This window comes from Clavibacter michiganensis (assembly GCF_002151125.1).
In the GTDB taxonomy this organism is placed as follows: domain Bacteria; phylum Actinomycetota; class Actinomycetes; order Actinomycetales; family Microbacteriaceae; genus Clavibacter; species Clavibacter michiganensis_C.
Window position 1 is genome coordinate 12185 of sequence record NZ_MDJZ01000015.1, and the last position, 24765, is coordinate 36949.

24 protein-coding genes are annotated in these 24765 nt (G+C 72.9%); 13 read left to right on the plus strand and 11 right to left on the minus strand.

Features of this window, described 5'->3' with window-relative positions:
- Nucleotides 1-51: 51 nt before the first annotated feature.
- The 5 genes from BFL37_RS07880 to BFL37_RS07900 all read right to left on the minus strand — a co-directional run bounded on the left by BFL37_RS07880 (nt 52) and on the right by BFL37_RS07900 (nt 5187).
- Nucleotides 52-750: a response regulator transcription factor gene (locus tag BFL37_RS07880; RefSeq protein ID WP_086514591.1), complete on the minus strand. Its 699-nt coding sequence runs from the start codon at nt 748-750 to the stop codon at nt 52-54.
- The gene (locus BFL37_RS07885; protein WP_086514592.1) at nt 747-1991 is read right to left on the minus strand and encodes a sensor histidine kinase; all 1245 of its coding nucleotides are present in this window, start codon (nt 1989-1991) and stop codon (nt 747-749) included. Before BFL37_RS07885 ends, BFL37_RS07880 begins: the two co-directional genes overlap by 4 nt.
- A gap of 95 nt (nt 1992-2086) precedes the next feature.
- The gene (locus BFL37_RS07890) at nt 2087-2920 is read right to left on the minus strand and encodes an ABC transporter permease subunit (protein WP_086514593.1); all 834 of its coding nucleotides are present in this window, start codon (nt 2918-2920) and stop codon (nt 2087-2089) included.
- Complete coding sequence (locus BFL37_RS07895) at nt 2917-3852, minus strand: ABC transporter ATP-binding protein (RefSeq protein ID WP_086514594.1); 936 nt, start codon at nt 3850-3852, stop codon at nt 2917-2919. The genes BFL37_RS07890 and BFL37_RS07895 overlap by 4 nt, the downstream gene beginning before the upstream one ends.
- Nucleotides 3853-3981: 129 nt before the next feature.
- Entirely contained in the window at nt 3982-5187 is a 1206-nt protein-coding gene (locus tag BFL37_RS07900; RefSeq protein ID WP_086514595.1) for an aminotransferase class I/II-fold pyridoxal phosphate-dependent enzyme, read from the minus strand.
- Nucleotides 5188-5360: 173 nt separating this feature from the next.
- Here BFL37_RS07900 and BFL37_RS07905 point away from each other — a divergent pair, with 173 nt between their 5' ends.
- The 7 genes from BFL37_RS07905 to BFL37_RS07935 all read left to right on the plus strand — a co-directional run bounded on the left by BFL37_RS07905 (nt 5361) and on the right by BFL37_RS07935 (nt 12853).
- Nucleotides 5361-5909, plus strand: coding sequence for a hypothetical protein (locus tag BFL37_RS07905; protein ID WP_086514596.1), 549 nt, complete (start codon nt 5361-5363; stop codon nt 5907-5909).
- A gap of 389 nt (nt 5910-6298) precedes the next feature.
- Nucleotides 6299-6799, plus strand: a complete 501-nt coding sequence (locus BFL37_RS14735; RefSeq protein WP_241533916.1) for a hypothetical protein — start codon at nt 6299-6301, stop codon at nt 6797-6799.
- A 233-nt stretch (nt 6800-7032) separates the two neighbouring features.
- Nucleotides 7033-8556: a S1C family serine protease gene (locus BFL37_RS07915; protein ID WP_086514597.1), complete on the plus strand. Its 1524-nt coding sequence runs from the start codon at nt 7033-7035 to the stop codon at nt 8554-8556.
- Nucleotides 8557-8705: 149 nt separating this feature from the next.
- Nucleotides 8706-9779: a glycosyltransferase family 2 protein gene (locus BFL37_RS07920; protein WP_086514598.1), complete on the plus strand. Its 1074-nt coding sequence runs from the start codon at nt 8706-8708 to the stop codon at nt 9777-9779.
- Entirely contained in the window at nt 9776-10597 is an 822-nt protein-coding gene (locus BFL37_RS07925; RefSeq protein ID WP_086514599.1) for a CDP-alcohol phosphatidyltransferase family protein, read from the plus strand. Before BFL37_RS07920 ends, BFL37_RS07925 begins: the two co-directional genes overlap by 4 nt.
- Nucleotides 10594-11469 (plus strand): glycosyltransferase family 2 protein, encoded by an 876-nt coding sequence (locus tag BFL37_RS07930; protein WP_086514600.1) that lies wholly within the window; start codon nt 10594-10596, stop codon nt 11467-11469. The genes BFL37_RS07925 and BFL37_RS07930 overlap by 4 nt, the downstream gene beginning before the upstream one ends.
- Nucleotides 11470-11566: 97 nt before the next feature.
- The gene (locus BFL37_RS07935) at nt 11567-12853 is read left to right on the plus strand and encodes a hypothetical protein (protein ID WP_086514601.1); all 1287 of its coding nucleotides are present in this window, start codon (nt 11567-11569) and stop codon (nt 12851-12853) included.
- Between the two features lie 43 nt (nt 12854-12896).
- Here the strand turns inward: BFL37_RS07935 and BFL37_RS07940 are convergent, their stop codons facing one another.
- Entirely contained in the window at nt 12897-13646 is a 750-nt protein-coding gene (locus tag BFL37_RS07940; RefSeq protein WP_086514602.1) for a hypothetical protein, read from the minus strand.
- 153 nt (nt 13647-13799) lie between these two features.
- Here BFL37_RS07940 and BFL37_RS07945 point away from each other — a divergent pair, with 153 nt between their 5' ends.
- Nucleotides 13800-14123 carry a helix-turn-helix domain-containing protein gene (locus BFL37_RS07945; protein ID WP_086514603.1) on the plus strand — a complete coding sequence of 108 codons (324 nt, stop codon included), beginning with the start codon at nt 13800-13802 and terminating at the stop codon, nt 14121-14123.
- Here the strand turns inward: BFL37_RS07945 and BFL37_RS07950 are convergent.
- The 4 genes from BFL37_RS07950 to BFL37_RS07965 form a co-directional block, all read right to left on the minus strand.
- Nucleotides 14113-14424, minus strand: a complete 312-nt coding sequence (locus BFL37_RS07950) for a hypothetical protein (RefSeq protein WP_086514604.1) — start codon at nt 14422-14424, stop codon at nt 14113-14115. The genes BFL37_RS07945 and BFL37_RS07950 overlap by 11 nt on opposite strands.
- An 85-nt stretch (nt 14425-14509) precedes the next feature.
- On the minus strand, nt 14510-15289 hold the full coding sequence (locus BFL37_RS07955) for an ABC transporter ATP-binding protein (protein WP_086514605.1): 780 nt from the start codon (nt 15287-15289) through the stop codon (nt 14510-14512).
- Nucleotides 15289-16107 (minus strand): ABC transporter permease, encoded by an 819-nt coding sequence (locus tag BFL37_RS07960; RefSeq protein WP_086514847.1) that lies wholly within the window; start codon nt 16105-16107, stop codon nt 15289-15291. Before BFL37_RS07960 ends, BFL37_RS07955 begins: the two co-directional genes overlap by 1 nt.
- A gap of 18 nt (nt 16108-16125) precedes the next feature.
- Nucleotides 16126-16818 (minus strand): NTP transferase domain-containing protein, encoded by a 693-nt coding sequence (locus tag BFL37_RS07965; RefSeq protein ID WP_086514606.1) that lies wholly within the window; start codon nt 16816-16818, stop codon nt 16126-16128.
- Between the two features lie 1204 nt (nt 16819-18022).
- On the opposite strand from BFL37_RS07965, the gene BFL37_RS07970 reads away from it, so the two are divergent.
- Genes BFL37_RS07970 through BFL37_RS07980 form a run of 3 tightly spaced genes read left to right on the plus strand, consistent with a single transcriptional unit; the run spans nt 18023 to nt 20925 of the window.
- A complete protein-coding gene (locus BFL37_RS07970; RefSeq protein WP_431305858.1) occupies nt 18023-19036 on the plus strand; it encodes an ATP-binding cassette domain-containing protein in 1014 nt (337 codons plus the stop codon).
- Complete coding sequence (locus BFL37_RS07975; protein WP_086514607.1) at nt 19012-20583, plus strand: ABC transporter permease; 1572 nt, start codon at nt 19012-19014, stop codon at nt 20581-20583. Before BFL37_RS07970 ends, BFL37_RS07975 begins: the two co-directional genes overlap by 25 nt.
- 54 nt (nt 20584-20637) lie before the next feature.
- On the plus strand, nt 20638-20925 hold the full coding sequence (locus BFL37_RS07980; protein WP_086514608.1) for a DUF3039 domain-containing protein: 288 nt from the start codon (nt 20638-20640) through the stop codon (nt 20923-20925).
- 24 nt (nt 20926-20949) lie between these two features.
- Here BFL37_RS07980 and BFL37_RS07985 read toward each other — a convergent pair whose 3' ends face one another.
- Nucleotides 20950-22266, minus strand: a complete 1317-nt coding sequence (locus tag BFL37_RS07985) for a nicotinate phosphoribosyltransferase (protein ID WP_086514609.1) — start codon at nt 22264-22266, stop codon at nt 20950-20952.
- Between the two features lie 92 nt (nt 22267-22358).
- Between BFL37_RS07985 and BFL37_RS07990 the strand changes: the two genes are divergently transcribed.
- A complete protein-coding gene (locus tag BFL37_RS07990; RefSeq protein ID WP_086514610.1) occupies nt 22359-23822 on the plus strand; it encodes a cryptochrome/photolyase family protein in 1464 nt (487 codons plus the stop codon).
- Nucleotides 23823-23878: 56 nt separating this feature from the next.
- Nucleotides 23879-24763 carry a glutamate racemase gene (gene murI, locus BFL37_RS07995; protein ID WP_086514611.1) on the plus strand — a complete coding sequence of 295 codons (885 nt, stop codon included), beginning with the start codon at nt 23879-23881 and terminating at the stop codon, nt 24761-24763.
- The last annotated feature ends 2 nt before the right edge of the window (nt 24764-24765 follow it).

A 24765-nucleotide genomic window follows, 5' to 3' on the forward strand; every position in this document is an offset into this window, starting at 1 on the left:
CATCCATCCTCTCCTGCCGCGCAGGGCGCGGGCGACCCCGAGGGCCGGGCGTCAGGCACCGGGACGCACGAGCCCGCAGTCGTACGCGAGGATCACCGCCTGCACGCGGTCCCGCACCTCGAGCTTCGCGAGCACCCGGCCGACGTGCGTCTTCACGGTCGACTCCGACAGGTACAGCCGGCCGGCGATCTCCTGGTTCGTGAGCCCCTCGGCCAGCGCCGTCAGCACCTCCAGCTCACGGGCGGTCAGGGGGCGCAGGCGCGGATCCGCGGCGCCCTCGCCGGTGCCGTCGGCGCCGCCCGTCGCCGGCATCGCGGGTCCGAGCAGCTCGATCATGCGCCGCGTCACCCGGGGCGAGATGGCGGCGTCGCCGTCGGCCACCGCGCGGATCGCCTCCATCAGGTGCTCGGGTCGCGTGTCCTTCACGAGGAAGCCGCTCCCGCCGGCGCGGAGCCCGGCGAACGCGTACTCGTCGAGGTCGAAGGTCGTGAGGACGATGACGCGCGTCGCCGGGTGGCGGGCCACGATCTCGGCGGTGGCCTCGATCCCGTCCATGCCGGGCATCCGCACGTCCATCAGCACGATGTCGGGGGCGAGCTCGCCCGTGCGCTCCACGGCCGCGCGGCCGTCGGCGGCCTCGCCGACCACCTCGATCCCGGGCTCGGCGTCGAGCACCATGCGGAAGCCCATGCGCACGAGCGCCTGGTCGTCCACGATGAGCACGCGGACGGGGGAGCTGCTGTCGGTCATCGGTCCTCCTGGACGCGGGGGCGGGGATCGGTGGGCTCGAGGGTCCGGGGCGCGTCGCCGGGACGGACGTCGTGGAGCCCGCTGGGCATGGTCGCGAGCACGCGCCAGCCGCCGGTCTCCCGCCGTCCGGCCGTCGCGGCGCCGCCGTAGACGGCCATGCGCTCCGCGACGCCGAGCAGGCCGCGCCCGCTGCCGGGGACGGCTGGGACGACGGGCCCCGTGAGGTCGTCGTCCGTGACCTCGACGGTGATCTCGTCGGGTCGGTGGTCGACCCGCACCTCGACCCGGTCGGCGTTGGGCGCGTACCGGAGCACGTTGGTCAGCGACTCCTGCACGACGCGGAAGACCGTGAGCTGGCGTCCCGGGTCGTCGGGGGGCGTGCCCGTGCTCGTGAAGCGCACGGGGAGGCCGGTCGAGCGGAACGAGTCGACGAGGGCGGCGAGGTCGGCGTGCCCGGGCTGTGGCGCGCGGAGCGACGGCGCCGCGGCGTCGGCCGCGTCGGGCTCCTCCGCGAGGACGCCCAGCATGCGGCGCATCTCGGAGAGGGAGGTGCGGCCGGTCTCGGCGACCTCGCGCATCGCGTCGCGCGCCAGCTCCGGCCGGGCGACGGCGGTCGCGGCCGCGCCGTCGGCGAGCGTGACCATGACGGTGATCCCGTGGGCGACGATGTCGTGGATCTCCCGCGCGATCCGGGTGCGCTCCGCCGCCGTGGCGAGCCGCGCCTGCTGGTCCCGCTCGCGGGCGAGCTGCACCGCGAGGTCGCGCAGCGCCTCGACGTAGCGCTTGCGGCCGCCCACGTTCGTGCCGATGAGCGTCGCGATGAGCATGGGGATGAGGTTGATGACCAGCACCGACGTGGCGGTGAGGTCGAGCGGGCCGCTGCCCACCGTCAGGGGCACGACGACCCCGGCGAGGAGCGATGCGCCGCCGAGCCCGATCCACGCGCGCCGCGACGATCCGTGGACGGCGACCGCGTACAGCGCCAGCGGCATGGCGCCGAAGTCGAAGGTGCCGGTGATGAGGGCGCTCGCCGCGGCACAGGCGCCGCTCACGGCCAGCACGGTGACGGGCCGGACACGGCGCAGCATCAGGGCGGCGCCCGTGAGCACGGCCAGCACCACCAGCACGACGCCCGCCGCGGGCAGCCCCGACCTGCTCCCGCTGACGGCGCCCGCGGCGATGGCCGCCCAGGTGTAGAGGAACGCGATGATGCCGTCGACCACCCGCGGGTGCCGCGCCATCCAGCCGCGGAACGCGCCGGGCGGGGTGGGCAGGCGGACGCCGTCGGGCGCGGCGGTGTCCGCCGCGCCCGACGGCGCCCGCCGCTCCGCGTCGATCAGGCGTCCCGCTTGCGGGCGAGGATCGTCGCGGGCACGAGGATGACGGCGACCCAGCCGAGCATGACGAGCAGCGCCTGCCAGTACTCCAGCTCTCCGGGGGCGCCGGTGGCCATGCCGTAGAGGCGGTTGCCGGCGCTCAACGGGAAGTACGGTGCGAGGTCCGCGACCCAGTCGAGGACGCCGCCGAGCAGCTGGCCGACGATGGGCACGACGAGCACGAGGCCGACGAGGGCGCCGATCCCCGCCGCGCCGTTGCGCAGCAGCAGGCCGAACCCGAAGCCCATCAGGCCGATGAGCACCACGAAGAGCACGCCGCCGAGCGCGGCGAGCAGGAAGTCGCCGTCCAGCACGTCCACCTCGGCGCCGGCGGACGCGAAGTACGCGCGGGCGATCAGGAGCGCGGCGGCCACCGCGATGGCGGTCACGACGAAGGTCACGACCGTGTAGACGATCGCCTTGGCCGCGATCACGCCGAGACGGCGGGGAGCGGCGCTGAAGGACGAGCGGATCATGCCGGTCGAGTACTCGCCGCTGACGACCAGCACGCCGAGCACGCCGGCCACGAGCATCGACAGCGTCACGCCGCTGAGGCCCACCGAGACGAGCAGGTCCGAGGCGGGCACGCCGGGGAGCGACAGCTGGTCCCGGAGCTGGTCCACGACGAAGGGCGTGAACAGCGCGGAGAAGCCGGCGAGGAGGAGGAAGACGAGCGCGAAGCACCAGACGGTGGAGCGCAGCGTGCGGAGCTTGATCCACTCGGACCGCATGAGGCGGGCGAGCGTGGGCCGGCCGGTGGTGACCGGTGCGGGCGCGTAGGTCGTGGTGGTCATCGTGCGGTCTCCTGCTCGGTCGTGCCGACTGCGGCGCTGTGGTACTCGACGTCGCCCTGCGTGAGCGACAGGTAGGCGTCCTCGAGGGACGCGGTGACGGGCGTGAGCTCGTGCAGCACGACCCCGGCGGACATCGCGGCGTCGCCGACCTGCGCGGCCGTGAGGCCGGTGATCTCGATGACGTCGCGCTCGACGCTCGTGACCACGACCTCCGGCCGGGCCACCGCCTGGCCGAGACGGTCGGCGTGCGGGGAGCGGACGCGGACGAGGGCGCTCGTGGCCCCGGCGACGACCGCCGCGACGGGCGCGTCGGCGAGCACGCGGCCGCGCCCGAGGACGATGAGGTGGTCGGCGGTCTGCGCCATCTCGCTCATGAGGTGCGAGGAGAGGAGCACCGTGCGGCCCTGGCCGGCCAGGTAGCGCGTGATGTTGCGCACCCACATGACGCCCTCGGGGTCGAGGCCGTTGACGGGCTCGTCGAGGATCAGCGTCCGCGGGTCTCCGAGGAGCGCGACGGCGATGCCGAGGCGCTGCCCCATGCCGAGGGAGAAGCCGCCCACGCGCTTCTTGGCGACGGGCTGCAGCCCGGTCATCTCGATGACCTCGTTGACGCGCGAGCGCGGGATCCCGTGCGTCGCCGCCATCGCGAGCAGGTGGTTGTAGGCGCTGCGGCCGGTGTGCACGGCCTTGGCGTCGAGCAGGGCGCCGACCTCGTGGAGCGGGGCCCTGAGGTCGCGGTAGCGGTGGCCGTTGACGGTCACCGAGCCGGAGGTGGGGCTGTCGAGCCCGACGATCATGCGCATCGTGGTGGACTTGCCGGCGCCGTTCGGACCGAGGAATCCGGTCACCATGCCCGGCTGGACGGTGAAGCTCACGCCGTCCACGGCGGTCTTCGCGCCGTAGCGCTTGGTCAGGTTCTCAGCGACGATCATGCGCGCTGCCTCCTCAGGGTGGTTGCGCGGGCCCAGCGCCCGCGGGATCAACGCTAGGGGCGGCGCCCGCGTCGCTGCGTCCCCCCTCCGGCCCCCGCCCGACGGTCGCGGTGGTACCAGGGTGCCGGCTCAGGCGGTCCCGCCCGCGAGGGCGCCGAGCCGCCTGACCGCCTCCTCGAGCACGTCGATCCGCTTGCAGAACGCGAACCGCACCAGCGACGCGTGCTCCGCGGCGAGCGGCGCGTGGCAGAAGGCGGACAGCGGCACGCCGACGACGCCGGCCAGCTCCGGGAGGCGCAGGCACAGCTCCCGGGCGTCGGGGAAGCCGAGCGGGGCCGCGTCCGCGACGACGAAGTACCCGGCCGCCGGGAGGTGGATCCGGAAGCCCGCGGCCGTGAGCCCTGCCGCGAGGACGTCGCGCTTGTGCCGGAGGTCGTCGGCGATGCCGTCGTACGCCGCGTCGGGCAGCGCGAGTCCCGTCGCGATGGCGGGCTGGAACGGGGCCCCGTTCACGAAGGTCAGGAACTGCTTCACCGCGAGGATCGCCGACACCAGCGGTGCCGGGGCGGTCAGCCAGCCGACCTTCCACCCCGTGGTGCGGAACGTCTTGCCGCCCGAGGAGATGGTCACCGTGCGCTCCCGCGCGCCCGCGAGCGTCGCGATGGGCACGTGGGGCGCGTCGAAGACGAGGTGCTCGTAGACCTCGTCGGTGACGATGACGGCGTCGTGCGCGACCGCGAGCTCCACGACGAGCTCCCGCACCTCGCGGCTGAGCACCGTGCCCGTCGGGTTGTGCGGGTCGTTGAGGAGGATCACGCGGGTGCGGTCCGTGATCACCCGGCGGAGGTCGTCGAGCCGCGGCTGGAAGTCGGGGGCACGCAGCGGCACGGTGCGGTGGATACCGCGGGCGAGCGAGATGAGCGCCCCGTACGCGTCGTAGAACGGCTCGAGGGTCACGACCTCGTCGCCCTCCTCGAGGAGCGCGAGCAGCGTCGCCGCGATCGCCTCGGTCGCGCCCGCGGTGACGAGCACCTCCGTGTCCGGATCCGCCGCGAGGCCGTAGAAGCGCGCCTGGTGGGCGGCGATCGCCTCCCGCAGCTCCGGCGTCCCGCGACCCGGCGGGTACTGGTTCATGCCGGCGGAGATCGCGGACCGCGCCGCCTCGAGCACCTCGGGCGGCCCGTCCTCGTCCGGGAACCCCTGCCCGAGGTTGATCGCCCCGGTCGCCGCGGCGAGCGCGCTCATCTCCGCGAACACGGTGGTGCCGGGCGTCCCGTCCGGCGTCAGCAGCATGGCCCCTCGGGCCGCGCGCACCCAGGCGCCGGGAATCGTCATGCGCCCATCATCCCGCTCCTGTACGGCTCGTCGACTCGCTTGCCGGACCAGACCCCGGCGAGGTGTGGAGATGCCCGTACCCCCCGTCTGCTCCTTGCTCTATGTTGCCGTCACTCGCTGCAGTCCGCCGAGAGCGGGCCATAAGCGTCGATTCGAACGACTATGAGGAACATATGCCATTCATCACGCGCGGGAAGCGTCGGGAAAAGGCGGGCGCCGCCACTGTGGTGGTCGGCTTGTCGGTGGCATTTGTCCTTTGCGGCTGCACCGATCAGCCGACCGTGCCCTCTGTCGCGCCGACGCAGTCGCAGTCCGATCAAGACGCCCGTACATTCCAGGAGGAGTACGCGGCTTACGTATCCCTCGCTCTGGACTCGATCTCAGAGGACGAACTCAAGCCGCTGTTGACCGGTGATCTCCTCGCCGAGAGCGTCTCCGAGATTGACGATGCCAAACGGCAAGGAACCCATGTCATAGGCAAGTACACGTATTCAAATTTTGCGGTGACGGATCAAGGCACCGACACCGAGGGGAATTCGTACATGGTGGCCCAGGCCTGTCTGGATGTGACGGGATCGCGCGTCCGCGACAGCAATGGAAACGACATCACGCCTGCACGAGATCCCTTCATATCCATGCAGCTCAAGGCGATCACGATTGATGAAGGCGCATGGCGAATCAGCGATGCGGTCCGCAATGACGAGGTGAAGGCGTGCGGATGAGGATTGCGGTTGCGGCGTCGCTGACGGTCGCCGCGGTAGCGCTTCCTGTCAGTTCAGCTCTCGCGGAGACAAGATCATGTGGGGCGCTCATGCCCAGCGGTGGCCAGTGCGCGTCGGGTCGCATACTCGGCAATGCCGTCGAGCTCAGCTCACGCAGCGATAAAGACCGAGGTGGAGATTCGGCTTCGCGTCCGATGGGGGCGGCTAAGGAAGCGCCCAGTGCGTCCGATGCGGTCCTGCCCCATAGGCCGCCGCCGCCGGTGGTGAGGGGTCGATGGGCGGCCGATGTGGATGTCCCGTGTCGACCGGGGGTGGGGGCGTGTCTGGATGGGGCGCACGCGTTCCTGCCGCCCGCGAAGGCTCCCACCAAGCCCGCGGATCCTGCCCCGGTGACGCCGGCCGCTCCGGGGGTGGGCTTGCAGGATGTGGCGCAGTTCGTGCCGCGGGATGCGTCAATCCGGTCGCAGCCGTCCGGGTGGGGGATCTTGGGCGCTCCGGTGAACCTGTTCACGGACGCGACCGAGCAGGTGGTGGACGGGACGTTGTTGGGTCGGCCGGCGCAGGTGCGGTTCGTGCCGGTGTCGTTCACGTGGGATCACGGTGACGGGACCAGCACGACGGTCCAGGGTCCGGGGGCGTCGTGGAAGGCGTTGGGGCAGCAGGACTTCACTGCGACGGACACGAGTCACGTGTATGGGACGGTGGGGGATCAGCAGGTGACGTTGACCATCGCGTACTCGCCCAGCTACCGGTTCGACGGCGGTGGGTGGCAGCAGATCGCAGGCACGCTCCCTGTCCAGGTCGGGCCGGTGACTATCCACGTCGTGCAGGGCTCCACGGTCCTGGTCGGCGGGGCGTGCGGGACACGGGACGCCGGGCCGGGGTGCTGACGCCAGCCGGGGCCGAGATCGGCGGCGGGACGACGCGGTGTCACAGGCGGTGACGGGCCTCCGGCGCGTGTCCCGGCCGCGTACGCTCTAGCCAGCATGCGCGCCGTGCGGATGAGTGCCGAGCAGGCTGCTCGCGGACGCGGTCGGATCTCCGGCGGCGCGGTCTCAGGGCAGCCATAGAGAACGCTCAGACTCGCCCGGAATGCTGGCACCACCTGAGAGGAGCACCACCGATGACGGACAGAAGCCACGGCGAAGACGAGCACGAGGGCGGCCGCGAGGTCGACGGCCGTTCGGACGGCTCCTCGGCGGGTGCGTCATCGTCCCCCGCCCCTCAGCCTTCTGACGGCGGATCCGCCTGGCCGGCCCCGGCGGGCCCCGCAGCCGCATCGCATCCCGCGCCGACGGGCGAGGACCAGCGCGACACCGTCGCCTACGGGACGGATCCGATGGCGGATCGCTCCTCGACCGCGCCCGTCGATGGCACCGACGGGACCCAGCCGCTCGGCAGCACGACGACCGCTCCTCCCAAGAGGAAGCCGAACAAGGCCCTGCCCCTCGTCGCCATGCTGGCCGTCGGGGCCCTCATCGGCGGAGCGGCGGGCGGGCTCACCACGTGGGCCATCGCCCACGACGACGCGTCGACCGAGTCGGTCAGCCAGTCGCCCGCGAACATCACCGTCAACGACCCCGACGACGCGACCCCCATCACCGCGGTCGCCGCGAAGGTCTCCGGCTCCGTCGTGACCATCGACGTGGCCGGCGGCCAGGCCGGGGGCACCGGCTCCGGAGTCGTCCTCTCCAGCGACGGCTACATCCTCACGAACACGCACGTGGTGACCCTCGACGGCCAGACCGGCGACGCCACCATCCAGGTCAAGACCGCGGACGGCGCGCTCTACACGGCGACGCTCGTCGGCACGGATCCCGTCGTCGACCTCGCGGTGATCAAGCTGGACGACGCCAGCGGGCTCACCCCCATCGAGTTCGCCGACTCGTCGAAGCTCAACGTCGGCGACACGGCCATCGCCATCGGAGCCCCTCTCGGGCTCTCCGGCACCGTCACCGACGGGATCGTCAGCGCACTCGACCGGAGCATCCAGGTCGCCTCCTCGGCCGCGCCGCAGACCCCGGGCGACGGCAGCCAGAGCGACGAGACGCCGTTCAACTTCTGGCCGTTCGGCAACGAGGGCGAGGGCGGATCCGGCGGCCAGGGCGGATCCGGCGCCCAGGGCGGTCAGGGGGCCGCCACCATCAACCTCGCGGTCATCCAGACCGACGCCGCCATCAACCCCGGCAACTCGGGCGGTGCGCTCCTCGACGGCGACGGCAAGCTCATCGGCGTCAACGTCGCCATCGCGAACGCTGGCGGGACGAGCTCCACCGCGGGCAGCATCGGCGTCGGCTTTGCCATCCCGTCGAACCTGGCCGAGCGCGTGGGCCAGGAGATCATCCAGAACGGCAGCGCATCCCACGGTCTCCTCGGGGCGAGCGTCCGCGACGTCGCCGCCGGCGACTCCTCGACCCCGGTCGGCGGCGCGTTCATCGCCGAGGTGCAGAGCGGCGGCGCGGCTGCCGAGGCCGGCCTGCGGCAGGGCGACATCGTGACGGCGTTCGGCAGCATCCCGATCAGCAAGGCGAGCGACCTCACGGCGCAGGTGCGTGCCCTGGCGGGCGGCAGCGACGTGGAGCTCACCGTGATCCGCAGCGGGCAGAAGCAGCAGGTCGACGTGAAGCTCGGCACGCTCCAGCAGTAGCCGGCGACACGGAGAGGGGCGGACCGGCGGATGCCGGTCCGCCCCTCTCCGTCTGCCCCCGGGCGGAGGCCGACGGGGAGGCTGGTAAACTCCTGCGAGGCTCGGCCCCGACAGGCCCCGGCCGCACCTCCCTCAAGAGATCGGCTCAGATGGCGCACCACCCGCGACGCGACTCGGCCGCAGGCAGCCCCGGCGATCTGCCCGCCGTCTCGTACGTCATGCCGATCCTCAACGAGGCTGCTCACGTCCGCGCGGCCGTCGAGAGCATGATGCGGCAGGACTACGCCGGCGACTTCGAGGTCGTCCTCGCGCTCGGTCCGAGCACCGACGGCACGACCGAGGTCGTCCGCGAGATGGCACGGGCGGATCCGAGGATCACCAGCGTCGACAACCCCACGGGATCCACGCCGGGTGGCCTCAACGCCGCCATCCGCGCCACACGCCACCCCGTGGTGATCCGCGTCGACGCCCATTCGCTCCTCCCGCGCGACTACACGCGCATCGCCGTGGAGACGCTGCAGGCCACGGGTGCGGACAACGTCGGCGGGCTGATGTCCGCCGAGGGGCGCACGCCCTTCGAGAAAGCGGTCGCCCGCGCCTACGGCGCACGCGTCGGGCTCGGGGGCACCGCGCACCACGTCGGCGGCAAGGAGGGTCCCGCGGAGACCGCCTACCTCGGCGCGTTCCGTCGCGAGCGGCTCGTGGAGGTCGGGCTCTTCGACGAGGGCGTGCGTCGCGGCCAGGACTGGGAGCTGAACCGACGGCTGCGGCAGAGCGGCGGACTGGTCTGGTTCACGCCGCGGATGAAGGTCACCTACCGTCCGCGCTCCACCCTGCGCTCGCTCGTCCGCCAGTTCTTCGCGACCGGCCTCTGGCGCGGGGAGCTCGCGCGCCGCTACACGCGGCAGAACTCCGTGCGGTACTTCGTGCCGCCGGTCGCGGTCGCCGGGGTGGCCGCGGGGCTCGTCCTCGGCACCGCGGGCCTCGTCGGCGCGGCCCTGGGCATGCCGGGACTGCGTCGCCTCGTCGGCGCGTTCGTGGTGCCGGGCGTCTACGCCGGCTTCGTGCTGGTGAGCACCGTGTCGGTCGCCTCCCGCGACGGGGCCGCGACGATGCTCCGCTTCGCGGCCGTCCTCCCGTCCATCCACTTCAGCTGGGGCACCGGCTTCGTCCTCGGGTTCCTCGAGCTCACCGACGACCTCGACGGGCACACGGGCCGATGAGCGCGGCTCCCGGCACCGGCGACCGCGGCCTGCCCTCCTCCATCGCGGAGCTGCGGCGGGTCACGCAGCCGCCGGAGGTGCGCCTGCGGGCGAACGCCGAGCACTGGACGGCGCACCTGTACCTCCGCGACCTCTCGCCGTACCTCACCTGGCTGCTGCTGCGCACGAGGATCAGCGCGAACGGCGTCACGGTCGTCATGATCCTCACGGGCTGGGCCGCCGCCGCCGCGCTCCTCATCCCCGGCATCGGCGGGGCGGCGCTCGCGCTGGTGCTCGGACAGCTGCAGATGCTGGTGGACTGCTGCGACGGCGAGGTCGCGCGCTGGCGCCGCACGTCGTCGCCGGTCGGCCACTTCCTCGACGCGGTGGGGCACTACTCGACCGAGACGCTGATCGCGCTCGCCCTCGGGATCCGCGCGGCCGCGTACCCGTTCGAGGCGCCGGGCGACCTCCCGTGGACGACCCTGGCGTTCGCCCTGGCGCTCGTCATCGTGCTCAACAAGGCGCTCAACGACATGGTGCGCGTGGCCCGCGCGTCGGCCGATCTGCCCAAGGCGCCGGTCGGCGCGAGCACGGTCGCATCGCAGCACTCCCTCATCGCGTTCGCGCGGCGGGCGGTGCGCTTCCTCCCGTTCCACCGCATGTTCCACTCGGTCGAGCTCACGATCGTCGTGTTCGCGGTCGCGGTCGTCGGCCTCGTGGCCGGCCAGCCGGCGACCGACCGGGTGCTCCTGGTCGCGCTCGTGCCCCTCGCCCTCCTCGCGCTGGTCGGGCACTTCGTCATGATCGTCACCTCGCGTCGGCTGACCTCCGCGTGACGGGGAGCGTGCCGCGCGTCGGCGTGGTCATCCTCAGCCAGGGCCGTCGGCCCGCCGGGCTCGCGGCCTCGATCGCCTCCGTGCTGCGCCAAGAGGACGTGACGACGGACGTGGTCGTGGTCGGCAACGGCTGGGATCCCGTGGGCCTGCCCGACGGGATCCGCGCGCTGCACCTCCCGGAGAACCTGGGCATCCCCGCGGGCCGCAACGCCGGCGTCCCGCTCGTGGCAGGCGACACGCTGTTCTTCCTCGACGACGACGAGACCGTGCCGAGCGCGACCTTCCTGGCGGACTGCCTCGAGCTGATGCGCCGCGCCGCCGACGTGGCGCTCGTCCAGCCGCGGATCGTCGACCCCACGGGCGCCGTCACGCCGCGGCGCTGGATCCCGCGCATCCGGAAGGGCGATCCCGCGCGTCCCAGCGCGGTGATGTCCGTGCTGGAGGGCGCCGTCGTCGTCCGCCGGGACGCGTTCGAACGGGCCGACGGGTGGGCGGGGGAGTTCTTCTACGCCCACGAGGGGATCGAGCTGGCCTGGCGGATCTGGGACCAGGGCATGCGCGCCTGGTACGCGGGCGACCTCGTCGCCCACCACCCCGCCGTCGCCCCCACTCGCCACGCGGAGTACCACCGCCTCAACGCGCGCAACCGCGTGTGGCTCGCCCGGCGCAACCTGCCCCTGCCGCTCGTGCCCGTGTACGTCGGGTCGTGGACCGCCGTGCAGCTGCTCCGCAGCGTCCGTAACAGGGACGGCATCGGCACCTGGCTGCGCGGCTGGCGGGAGGGCTGGACCACCTCGCCAGGACCGCGCCGTCCGATGTCGTGGAGCACCGTCGTCCGCATGGCGCGCGCGGGCAGGCCGCCCGTCATCTGATCGTGACCCCCACCCGCTCGGTCACGATCGCACACCGTTCCGCGCCCCCGACCGGGGCTCGTCGGGAGGGGCGTGGAACGCTGGCTACGGTGGACGCATGGGTCTCCTGAACGACGCTCGCCTCGGCGTGCGCGCTGTCCGATCGCTGATCCAGCAGCGCCGAGCGCGCGGGAACCTGCAGCGCAAGCTCGCGCTCCGCGCCCCGTCGCCGCAGGGCGAGTACCGCATCGCCGTGTACTTCGCCGACTCCGCCGTGAACATGTACCAGATCCGGCAGTGGTACCGCCCTCTCGTCGAGCTGGCACGCACGCACCCGGTCGTCATCCTCAGCCGCCACCCGAGCGGGGCGAACGCGCTCCTCGACGAGAGCCCCCTGCCGGTCGAGTACGTGCGCCGCGTGGCGGACCTCGAGCGGGTCATCGGCGAGCAGGACATCCGCATCGTGCTCTACGTCAACCAGAACACCCGCAACTTCCAGATGATGCGGTACGGGCGCCGCTGGCACGTCTTCGTCAACCACGGCGAGTCCGACAAGATGTACATGACCACCAACCAGTTCAAGGCGTACGACTACAGCCTCATCGCCGGCGACGCCGCCCGGGCCCGGCTCGGCAAGGTGCTGTGGGACTACGACCTCGACCGTCGCGCGATCCCCATCGGCCGCCCGCAGGCGGACCACTACTCCGGGGAGCTGCCGTACGCACCCGACGACCGCACCGTCGTGCTCTACGCCCCCACCTGGGAGGGCGACCGCGCCGCGGCCGCGTACGGGTCCATCGCGTCGCACGGGGTGGCGCTCGTCCGCGACCTCATCGCGACCGGCCGGCACCGCATCGTCTACCGTCCGCACCCGCGATCCGGCGTCGTCGATCCCGAGTACGCGCGCGCGAACCGCGAGATCGCCGCCATGCTCGAGCGGGCGAACGCGCAGGACCCGGCGGCCCAGCACGTCGTCGACCGCTCACGGGAGCTCGCCTGGCAGCTGTCCGCCGCGGACCTCGCCATCGTCGACATCTCCGCGATGGTCTACGACCGCCTCGCGGCCGGGCGTCCGCTCATGGTGACGCGCCCCGTGCGCCCCGAGGCGCAGATCGACACCGACGGCTACCTGTCCGACTGCGAGTGGCTGACCGCGGACGACGCGCAGGACATCGTCGCCCGGCTCGACGCGCTGCAGCACGACGCCGCGGCGGACCGCCGGCTCGCGGCGTGGGTCCGGCACTACTTCGGCGACACGTCCCCCGGTGCCGCGACCGCGCGCTTCCACGGGGCCGTCGAGCACCTGATGGGGGAGTGGGACCGCCACGCGGCGCTCCACGCCCGGGACGGCGAGGCCGCGACGCCGACCGACGACCAGGTGGACGACGAGGACGAGGAGTCCTGAGCCTCCCGAGGGCACCGCGTCGAGGCGGTGCCCGACGGAGGGGTCAGCCCTTCGCGGCCTTCTTCTCGGCGACGCGGATGACGCGGGGCTTGCGCTGCGGCACCGCCAGCTCGTCGGGGAACCCGGCGGGGGCGGGTCCGAAGGCCTGACGTGAGCTGGCCACGATCTTGCCGCCGAGCATCCGGTTGCCCGCGCCGCCGATGACGGCGCCGATGCCGAACGGCACCGCGCGGCCGATGGCGCTCGCGCTCTGGTTCACCACGAAGCGCTTGATGAACGCGCGCTTGATGCGATCGGCGACGGGGCCGATGGCGAACGAGGGCAGGCCCGACGTGATGGCGCGCCCCCAGTTCGCGTTCCGGTCGACGGGCTGGCCGGAGAACTGGCCCGTGAACTGCTGGATCACCTGGGCTCCCGGGGCGCCGAGCATCATCGTCATGACCAGGGCGCGGGCGCGGGCCGGATCCTCGACGGAGATGCCGTGGACCTCGGTGATCGACTGGGCGAACAGGGCGCTCGCCTCGAGGAAGCCTGCCGTCTCGACGCCCGTGAGCGCGAGGGAGACGCCGGTGCCGACGCCCGGGATCACCGCGCTGGCGCCGACGGCGGCACCACCCGCGGTGACGGCGGCGAGGAAGCGCTTCTCGAGGATGGCGATGATCCGGTCGGGCGACGCCTCCGGGTGGCGCGCGCGGATCGAGCGGATGTGGGCGAGCACGACGGGGCGCTGCACGGACAGGAGACGATCTATGCCGGTGGCCACGGTCGGGTCGAGCTCGGGAGCGTCCTTCATGCTCCGAGCCTACGCGGGGGACCTGCGTCGTTCGTCCCCTCGTCGTCCACCGGATGCCCGCCCGGCGTCGCGAGTGTCCGCACAAGAACGGGCACATGCGCATGGGGCGCCCGCGCTCTGGTCATTCCTCCATGTGGCGGATAGGCATGTGACATGGTATCCACCGTCTCCGACGCCGCCGCCGAGTTCGGCTCCCGGGTGCGCGAGCAGCGCCAGCGAATCGGCATCAGCCAGGAGACGCTCGCGGAGCTCTCCGGCATCCACTGGACCGCCCTCGGGAAGATCGAGCGCGGGCAGCGGAACCCGAGCCTGCGCAACATCATCAAGATCGCGAGCGGCCTCGACGTGGACGCCGGGCTGCTCGTGACGGGCCTGACCGCCGACATGCTGCCGAAGGACGACGGGGACTCGCCCGCCGACCTGATCCGGCTCGAGCGGGAGCGCGACCGGCGCGGCACGACTCCCGTCAGAAGCTGACCCGCCACAGGTACTCGCCCCCGTCCGGCCGGAACCAGCGCACCACGAGGATCGTGTCGAGCGCGAGGTCGTCGCCGCGGATGGTGGTGGACAGCCGTTCGCCCGGGCGGACGGTGACGGGCGCCCGCGACAGCATGGTGCCGGATCCGAGCAGGTGCAGCGAGATGGCGTGCAGGACCTCGTCGCCCACGTTGACCAGCGCGAAGCGCGGCCTCTCCAGCGTGCGGTCGAAGTGCCAGGGGACGCGGTAGGCGGGCTCGGGGTCGGGACGGGCGGGCAGGGGCGGGACGGGTCGCAGCATGCGTGCACGGTAGGTGCGGCGTGCGACGTGCGGGGTCGCGGGCCTGTGGAAGGGCCGTGGTGGGGAGGAGGGGAGCCCCGCCGCCCTACGGGACGGTCGGAGCCGGCGGGTTGTGGTCTGCGTCGTACGCGTCCAGCACCTGGCCGATCGGGCCGTCGAGCACGAGGGCGCCCTTGTCGAGGTACAGGCCGCGCGTGCAGAACCGTCGGAGGTCGCGCTCGTTGTGCGAGACGAAGAAGAGCGTGCGCCCTTCCGCGAGCATCTCCTCGATCCGGTCGTAGCACTTCTGCCGGAACGCGCGGTCGCCCACGGCGAGCACCTCGTCGACGAGGAGGACCGGCTCGTCGAGCCGTGAGATCACCGCGAACGCGATGCGCACCTTCATCCCGCTCGAGAGGTGCTTGTACGGGGTGTCGACGAAGTCGGGGATCTCCGCGAAGTCGATGATCTCGTCGAACCGCGCGTCGATCTCGGCCTTGGACATGCCGTGGAGGCCCGCCGTGAGGTAGATGTTGTCGCGCACCGTGAGGTCGTTCACGAACCCGCCCGTGATCTCGATGAGCGGCGCGACCCCCGCGTGGACCCCGATGGTCCCCTCGTCCGCGATGAGCACCTCGGCGACGAGCTTGAGGAGCGTCGACTTCCCCTGGCCGTTGCGGCCGACCACGCCGATCGCCTCGCCCTCGCGCACCTCGAACGAGACGTGGCGCAGCGCCCAGAACTCGCCCGGCCGCGCGCGGCGCGCGGATCCGGCGAAGAGGTCCTTGAAGCTCCGGCGGGACTTGCGGTTGCGGCGGAAGCGGATGCCGGCGTCCTCTACCGAGAGGACCGTCCGTGCGCCTGGCTGCGGATGCGCGGCTCCCATCAGATCTCCTTCAGGACGGCGGGCAGCGAGCGGCGGAAGACGAGCGAGCCGATGAGGACCAGGGCCGCGGAGATGGCCGCGCTCACGCCGACGGCGTACCAGTCGAGCTCCGCGGGGAAGAACGCCGACCGGTACAGGCCGAAGACGCCGGTGAGGGGGTTGAGCGCCGCCCACGGGTGCAGCTCCTCGGGCAGGTCCCGCGAGGAGTACACGATGGGGGAGGCGTAGAAGAGGAACCGCAGCACGAGCTTCACCGCGCGCTCGAGGTCGCGGAAGAAGACCACGAGCGGCGAGATGATCAACCCGATCCCGAGGAGGAGCGCCGACTGGATGAGCACGGCCAGCGGGAACAGCAGCACGTGCACGTCGAGGCGCGCGCCCGCGACGATCGCGAAGACGGCGAGCACGGGCAGGCTGGCGACGAACTCGAAGCCCTTCGCGAGCACGAGCCGCAGCACCCAGATCGTGCGGGGGATCCGGGTCGAGCGCACGAGCTTCGCCTGGGAGCTGAAGGCCTTCGTGAAGTCGCTCGTCGCCCCCGTGAACCACATCCACGGCAGGAGCGCCGCCAGCAGGAAGACGATATACGGCTCCGCGCCGACGTCGCGCTGGAAGACGACGGTGAAGACGAACCAGTAGATGCCCGACATGACGAGCGGGTCGAGGATCGACCAGAACCAGCCGAGCGCGCTCGTCGAGTAGCGGACCTTGAGGTCGCGCGTGGTGAGGAGCCACAGCGAGCGGCGGTAGCGGGCCGCGGGGGTGCGGGACGCGCGACCGGGGCGGGCGGCATCGGGCACGGCGGGGATCCTCTGCATCAGCATCCCCGAGGCGGTCTAGACGAAGAGGTTGGCCCTCTCGAGGTCCTCCGCGAAGTCGACCTCGACCGCGTACAGGTCGGAGATGTCTACCGGTTCGACGAGCAGGGAGTCCTGCTCGATCGCCAACTCTATTCCACGCTCGAAGTAGTCCTGGTCGCCGACGCGGGCGAGCTGGCGGATGAGCACGCTCTTGTCGGCGCGCGACACGTAGTTGATGCCGACCGCCTCGCCGAGGCCGCCCTTCACCGTCTTCGACAGCTCGCGGATGTAGCCCTCGGGGCTCGTCGTGTACTTGACCTCCTCGTCGGAGACGCGGGAGGTGTTGACCGTGACGAATGACTGGTCGCGCGCGATCATGGCGGCGGCGCGGCGCAGGATCATCGGGTCGAAGACGACGTCGCCGTTCATCCAGAGGACGCCGCCGGGGCCGGAGGCGCGGAGGGCGCGGAGCAGGCTCTTCGACGTGTTCGTCTGGTCGTACTGCTCGTTGTAGATGTAGTCGGCGTCCGGGAAGGCGTCGATGATGTGGTCGAGCTTGTAGCCGACGACGATGCTGACCTTGGCGTCGTCGCCGAGGCCGAAGCGGATGTTGTCGAACTGCTGGCCCATGATGGTGCGGCCGTCGCTGAGCTCGGTGAGGGGCTTGGGGAGGCTGCGTCCGAGACGGCTGCCCATGCCTGCCGCCAGGATGACTACCTGCGTGGTCATGTGTTCTCCGTTCGATGCGGGGTGTCGAGTGCGACCGGGATCCCTCGGACGTCGAGGGTTCGCCGGGACTTCACCCGCGGGTTTCCTGTTCGACACGCCGTCATGCCTCCTCCATCGTAGGCCGCAGGCGGGGAAATAGGCGGGATGGCGGGCGCGGTCGTGTCCCTTTCGTGATGTGGACATGCCTCGGCGGAGTGCCCTCGGTCCCGCCGACGTCGCCCGAGGGGGAGCGTACCCGGACCTCCGAGGACGGCGCACCGGGCACGGAGGACTGCCTTGCTAACGTGGGGCCGTGACCGACGCCCCCGACGAGACGACCTCCCCCGACGCCACGTCCGACACCGGTGCGGAGCCCCGGGATCACGCCGATCGCGCTCCGGCCGTCCCCGCGGAGGAGCCGGCCGGGAACAGGGAGCGCGCGGAGACCGACGCCCCATCCGGAACGGCTGCCGTGCCCCGTCCGCCGCGACCGGGCCAGCGCGTCCCACGTCGCGCCACCGCGCCGTCGCCGCGCACCGCGCCCGCCGTGGTCGTCGGTCCGACGCCGCCCCGCATGAAGACGACCCCCGTCGCCGCACCCGCCGCGCAGGCGCCGGTCACCCGGGCCGACGGCGACGGGGAGGGCGCGGCCACGGCGTCGCGGCCGCCGCGCGTCCGCCGACGCACCCGCGTGCAGCGCGCGGCCGGGAGCGCGGAGCGCCTCCCTGACGACGCCGTCGACGCGGGCGTGGCCATGGGCACGGCCGCGGATGCGGACACGGCTGCGGATGCGGCGACGTCGAGCCCGGACGCAGCCGTCGAGGACCAGGGCGCGACGGGGGAGACGGACCAGGACGGCCTTGCGGAGCTCCGCGGCATGTTCTCGGAGGCGGACGAGCGGTCGGCGGGGCCGACCGTGGAGGCCGTCGCCGAGGATCACGGCACTCCCGCGACGGATGACGCGGCCGCGGATGCCGAGCCCGATGCCTCGGCCCCTGCTGAGGATGCCGCGGCCGACATCGATGTCGAGGCCGACGCGTCCGTCGTGGACGACGCGGACGACGACAGCACCGGCGCGCCCGCCGCGGACGCCGAGGCTGACACCGAGCCCTCGACGGAGGAGGGCGCGACGATCGAGCCCGGGTCCGCGCCGGTGGACCTCCCGTCCGGAGGCACCCAGGCCGGAGCCGACGACGACCTCGTAGCGGATGAGCCGTTCAGGGAGGTGGGATCCGAGCCCGAGCCGACGCCCACGGTCGAGCCCGCCGCCGCCTCTGACCCCGCCTCCGAGCCTGCCGCCACGGCCTTCCCGGACGATGAGGACGTCCCGGGCTCGCGCCCGGATCCCGCACCCACACGCTCCGTCACCGTCCGCACGGACAGCCTCACCGCGCCGCGTTCGCCTCGCCTCGCTGGAGTCGCGGAGACGGCCCTCACGCCGTCCGTCCGCGGCGACCGCGCCGCCGCGCCGGAGCTGGGCGACGACGTGCTCGTCATCGACGGCCTCACCAAGCGCTTCGACGAGAAGGTCGCCGTCGACGACATCGCGCTCACGGTCCGCGCCGGGTCCTTCTACGGCATCGTCGGCCCGAACGGCGCCGGCAAGACCACGACCATGTCGATGGTCACGGGGCTCCTCCGGCCCGACGCGGGCACCGTGACGGTCAATGGGATCGACGTCTGGCGCGACCCGCTCACGGCGAAGCGGAGCATCGGCGTGCTGCCGGACCGGCTGCGTCTGTTCGACCGCCTCACCGGCGCGCAGCTCCTGCACTACTCGGGCGCCCTGCGGGGGCTCGACGACGCGGAGATCCGCAGCCGGTCCGCCGACCTGATCCAGGCGTTCGGCCTCGAGGACGCCGTCGGGCGGCTCGTCACCGACTACTCGGCGGGCATGACCAAGAAGGTCGCGCTCGCGTGCGCCATGATCCACTCGCCGCGCATGCTCGTGCTCGACGAGCCGTTCGAGTCGGTCGACCCGGTGTCGGCTGCCAACGTGGTCGAGATCCTGCAGGACTACGTGGCGCACGGCGGCACGGTCGTGCTGTCGAGCCACGGGATGGACTTCATCCAGCGCATCTGCGACCACGTCGCGATCATCGTCAACGGCCGCGTGCTCGCGTCGGGCACCATGGACGAGGTCCGCGCGGGCCGCTCGCTCGAGGAGCGCTTCGTCGCCCTCGCCGGCGGTCGACGCACGGCGGAGGGGTTCTCGTGGTTGCACTCGTTCTCCGACTGAGGCTCGCCCTCCTCGCCAACGCGTTCCGCCGGAGCCCGTGGCAGGTCCTCGGACTCGTCGCCGCCGGCGTCTACGGGATCCTCGTCACGGTGCTGGCCGTCGGCGCGCTCGCCGGTCTCCGCGACGCCGACGTCGCGTCCGCGCGGGACGTCGTGATGGCCGGGGGCGCCCTCGTGGTCCTCGGGTCGCTCGTCGTCCCGCTCGTGCTCGGATCCGAGGACGCGATGGACCCGCGCCGCTTCGCCCCGTACGGCATCGAGCCCCGGCGCCTCGCCCTGGCGCTCGGCGCGGCGGCCGTCGTCAGCGTCCCGGGGGCGGTCCTCGTCGTCGTGGCCCTGACCACCGTCGTCACCTGGGCCCGCGATCCGCTCACCGCCCTGGTCGCCGTGCTCGCGGCCGTCGCCGCCGTCGTCACGTGCGTGCTCGTCGCTCGGATCAGCACCGTCCTCGCCTCCGTCCTGCTCAGCACGCGTCGGGCCCGCGAGGCGACGGGTCTCGCCGCCGGTCTCGTGGCCGTGCTGCTCGTCCCCGCGGTCGTCGCCCTGGCCCAGGCCGACCTCCTCGACGACGGGCTCCGTCCCGCCCGCGATGCGCTCGGGGTCCTCGCCTGGACCCCCTTCGGCGCGGCCTGGGCGGCTCCGGCCGCCGCCGTGTCGGGCGACGGGGGCGGCGCCGCCGGCATGCTCCTCGTGGCCGTCGCCTCGGCCGCGCTGCTCGCGCTCGCCTGGATCCGCCTGGTGCCCTGGGCGCTCACCGCTCCCGACCGCACGGGTGGCGGCCGCGCCCAGACCGGCCTCGGCTGGTTCGGCCGCTTCGGGGCCTCGCCCGCCGGCGGCGTGGCGGCTCGCAGCGTCACCTACTGGATCCGCGACCCGCGCTACCGCGCCACGCTCGTGCTCATCCCGGTGCTCCCGCTCGTGCTGCTCATCCCGCTCGTGATCGTCGATGTCGACGCGCACGTGCTCGCGCTGGTGCCGCTCCCGGTGATGGCGCTCTTCCTCGGCTGGAGCGTGCACAACGACACCGCGCACGACCACACCGCGGTCTGGCTGCACGTCGTGTCGGGCATCCGCGGCGTGGCGGACCGCGTCGGCCGCATCGTCCCCGTGCTCGGGATCGGCATCCCGCTGGTCGCGATCGGCGCGCCGCTCAGCGCGCTGGGCTTCGGCGACGGATCCGTCCTGCCCTCCGTCATCGGTGTCAGCGGCGGCGTGCTGCTGATCGGCGTGGGGCTCTCCTCCCTCTTCTCCGCGCGGTTCCCCTATCCGGCGTCGCGCCCGGGGGACAGCCCCTTCCATGCGCCGCAGACCGTGGGCGCCGGCGGATCCACCGTCCCCACGCTCACGTTCCTGGCCACGGTCGTGCTCGCGCTGCCGTCGGTCTGGCTCGGCTGGCTGGGGCTCGTGCACGGAGGCGCGTACCCGGTCTGGTCGCTCCTCGTGGGCCTCGGCATCGGCGTCGCCATGCTCGTCGCGGGCGTCGTCGGCGGGGGGCGCGTGTTCGAGCGGCGCGGACCCGAGCTCCTAGCCTTCGCCCAGCGCCACTGACCCGGGCACCGGCCCGGCCGCGGTGCCGGCGCGGGGGAAAAGTAGACTGGTGCCATGGTCATCCTCAGCATCGAACAGGACCCCGGTCGTCCCGCGCAGGGCGGCGGCACCGACACCCTCGACCGCGAGCTCGAGGAGCTCCTCGAGCAGGAGACGATCGAGCCCGGTGATCACGAGCGCTTCTCGCACTACGTGAAGAAGGACAAGATCCTCGAGTCCGCGATCAGCGGGAAGCCCGTGAAGGCCCTCTGCGGCAAGAAGTGGCTGCCCGGCCGCGACCCGGAGAAGTTCCCGGTCTGCCCCGACTGCAAGCGCATCTACGAGAACATGAAGCCCGAGTAGGACCCGTCGGCGGCGCGCTCCGCGTCAGACGGCCTGGCCCTCCGCGGTCGGGATCGCCGGGTCGCCGGCCCGGAGGCGGAACGCCTGCGCCGGGAGGTCGCGGACGACGCGGGCGTGGTGCTCCCGGGCCGCGGCGGTGCCCTCGCGGGCGAGCCAGCGCGGATCCGGCTCGCCGTCCTCCGCCAGCGTGACCACGAGGTCGCGGTCGCCGGGGAGGGGCTGCGGGTGCGGCCCGACGGTGACGAGCTCCGAGCTGGCGACGCCCCGGGCGTCGTGCCGGCGCAGCGCGCCCTTCAGACCGCCGCGGCTCTGCTTGCCCGTGGAGCGCTTGGCCACGGCCACCCACTCGCCCTGGCCGACCGCGTCGCGATGCGCGACGAGCTTGAACACCATGCCGGCGGCCGGGGCACCGGATCCGGTGACGAGGGAGGTCCCGACGCCGTAGGAGTCGACCGGCGACGCGGCGAGCCCGGCGATGCCGTGCTCGTCGAGGTCGTTCGTGACGGTGATCCGGGTCCCCGTGGCGCCCAGCGCGTCGAGCTGCGCGCGCACCTCGCCGACGAGCACCGGGAGGTCGCCCGAGTCGAGCCGGACGGCGCCGAGCCCGGGACCGGCGACGCGGACCGCGGTCTCCACGCCCTGCTTCACGTCGTACGTGTCGACGAGGAGGGTCGTCCCGGCGCCGAGCGCCTCGACCTGCGCCCGGAACGCCTGCTCCTCCGTGTCGTGGAGGAGCGTGAAGGAGTGGGCGGCGGTGCCCATGGTCGGGACGCCCCAGGTGCGGCCCGCCTCGAGGTTCGAGGTGGCGCTGAAGCCCGCGATGAAGGCGGCGCGCGCGGCGGCGACGGCCGAGCGCTCGCCGGTGCGGCGGGATCCCATCTCGGCGAGCGGGCGGCCGCCGGCGACCTGCACCATGCGGGCCGCGGCGCTGGCCACCGCGGAGTCGTAGTTGAGGACGCTGAGGATGAGCGTCTCGAGGATCACGCCGTCGGCGAAGGGGGCCTCGACCGTCAGCAGGGGCGACCCGGGGAAGTACACCTCGCCCTCGCGGTAGCCCGTGATGCGGCCGCGGAACCGGTAGTCGGCGAGCCAGGCGAGCGCCTCCTCGCCGACGACGCGCTCGGAGCGGAGGTACTCGAGCTCGGCGTCGCCGAAGCGGAAGTCGCGGATGAGCTCCAGCAGGCGTCCCGTGCCGGCGACGACGCCGAAGCGGCGACCGCTCGGCAGGCGACGGGCGAAGCACTCGAAGACGCACTGGCGGTCGTGGGTGCCCGCCTTCAGCGCTGCGTCGAGCATCGTGAGCTCGTACCGGTCGGTGAGGAGGGAGGTCGCCTGGGTCACGCAGCCCAGCCTAGGGCGGCGCCCCTCCGGCGGACCGATCCGCGTGGCGCACGGACCGGGACGATGACGGGGGCGGGGCCTAGGTTCGTGCCATGGAGCGCACGCGATGGATCCTCGCCGACCAGCTGGGCGACCACTTCGACGACGGCGGGCCGATGCTGCTCATCGAGTCGCGGGGGCTGCTCGCGCGGAGGCCGTACCACCGGGCGAAGGCGCACCTCATCCTGTCGGGCATCCGTCACCGCGCGCGGGCGCTCGGTGACCGGGTCGAGTTCCACCAGGTGGACCACTACCGCGAGATCGTGGAGGGCCGGGACGACCTCGAGGTCATCGACCCCACGTCCCGCGGGCTCCGGCGCCTCGTCGCGGAGATCGGGGCGCAGGTGCTGCCGAGCCGCGGCTTCGTCACGAGCGAGCAGGAGTTCGCCGAGTGGATGGCGGGCCGCACGTCGAACCGCCTCGTCATGGAGGACTTCTACCGGTGGTCGCGCGCCCGCACGGGGATCCTCATGGACGGCGACGACCCGGTCGGCGGCCGCTGGAACTACGACCACGACAACAGGGAGCGCCCCCCGAAGGGCGCCGCGAGCCTCGGCCTGCCCGAGCCGTGGTGGCCGGAGGAGGACGAGATCGACGCCGAGGTCCGCGCCGATCTCGACGAGTGGGAGCGGAAGGGGCTCATGCGCTTCGTCGGCGAGGACGGGTCCCGGCGCTTCGCGGTCACGCCGGAGGAGGGGCGCCTCGCGCTCGAGGACTTCGTGGCGAGCCGCCTCAACGACTTCGGCCCGTTCGAGGACGCGTCGCTCGCGGGCGACTGGACCATGGCGCACTCGCTGCTGAGCGCGACCATGAACATGGGCGTGCTGGATCCGGCGGACGTCATCGAGCGCATCACGGCCGAGCACGCGGTGGGCCGGGCGCCCATCCAGAGCGTCGAGGGCATCGTGCGGCAGGTCATGGGCTGGCGCGACTACGTCTGGCACCTCTACTGGGCCTTCGAGGACGACTACACGTCGCAGAACCGGCTCGACGCGCACCGCGATGTGCCGACCGCGCTGCAGGAGCTCGACGCGTCGGGCATCGAGGCGGCCTGCCTGTCGCACGTCGTCGACAAGGTGCGCACGCACGGGTGGGCGCACCACATCGAGCGGCTCATGATCCTCGGCAACCTCGCCCTCCAGCGCGGCTACGACCCGGCGGCCATGAACGACTGGTTCATCGACTCGTTCGTCGACGGCACGCCGTGGGTCATGCCGGCGAACGTCGTGGGGATGGCGCTGCACGCGGACGGCGGCCGCATGGCGACCAAGCCCTACGCGGGAGGGGGCGCCTACATCGACCGCATGTCGGACCACTGCGGGGGCTGCCCGTTCGATCCGAAGGTGCGCGTCGGCCCCACGGCGTGCCCGTACACGGCCGGGTACTGGTGGTTCCTCGACCGGAACCGGGAGCGGCTCCGCGGCAACGCGCGCATGGCGCAGCCGCTCGCGGGGCTTGGGCGGCTGAAGGACCTGCCGGAGCTGGTCGCGCAGGAGGACGCGCGGCGGTCGCTGTGACCGCGCCGTCGGGCTCCGACCCCGGTCGCATGCGGGCCCGCCGGTAGGCTGGCGGGATGAGCGACGCGCCGATCGGGATCTTCGACTCCGGCGTCGGCGGCCTCACCGTGGCACGCGCGGTCGCCGCGCTCCTGCCGCGCGAGTCCATCATCTACATCGGCGACACGGCGCACACGCCCTACGGCGACAAGCCCATCGCGGACGTGCGCCGCTACGCGCTCGCGGTGCTCGACGACCTGGTCGAGCGCGGCGTCAAGATGCTGGTCATCGCCTGCAACACGGCGTCCGCGGCGATGCTGCGCGATGCCCGCGAGCGCTACGACATCCCCGTGGTGGAGGTGATCCAGCCGGCCGTCCGCACGGCCGTGAGCGTCACGCGGAACCACCGCGTCGGGGTCATCGCGACGCACGCCACCGTCACGAGCCGCGCCTACGACGACGCGTTCGCCGCCGCGCCCCACCTCGCGCTCACCTCCGCCGAGGCGCCCGACTTCGTCGGCTTCGTCGAGCGCGGCATCACGTCGGGTCCCGAGCTGATGACGGCGGCCGAGCGGTACCTCGCGCCGCTGAAGGACGCCGGCGTCGACACGCTCGTGCTCGGCTGCACGCACTACCCGTTCCTCGAGGGCGCGATCTCGCTCCTCATGGGCCCCGACGTGACCCTCGTCTCGAGCGACACCGAGACCGCCAAGGACGTGTACCGGGAGCTCGTGTCCGCGGGCCTCGAGCGCCGCTCCGACGCGCCCCCGGTGATCCGCTACGAGGCCACGGGCGGCAGCGCGTCCGACTTCGAGGCGCTCGCGCACCGCATGCTCGGCTCCGGCGTCACGCACGTCGAGCTGGTCGAGACCGGTGCCATCCCCCTTCCCCGCCGGACGCGACCGGAGGCGGCGACGCCCCCGGACGCGTCCAGCACCCCGTCCATCCCCGACCCGAGCTGAGG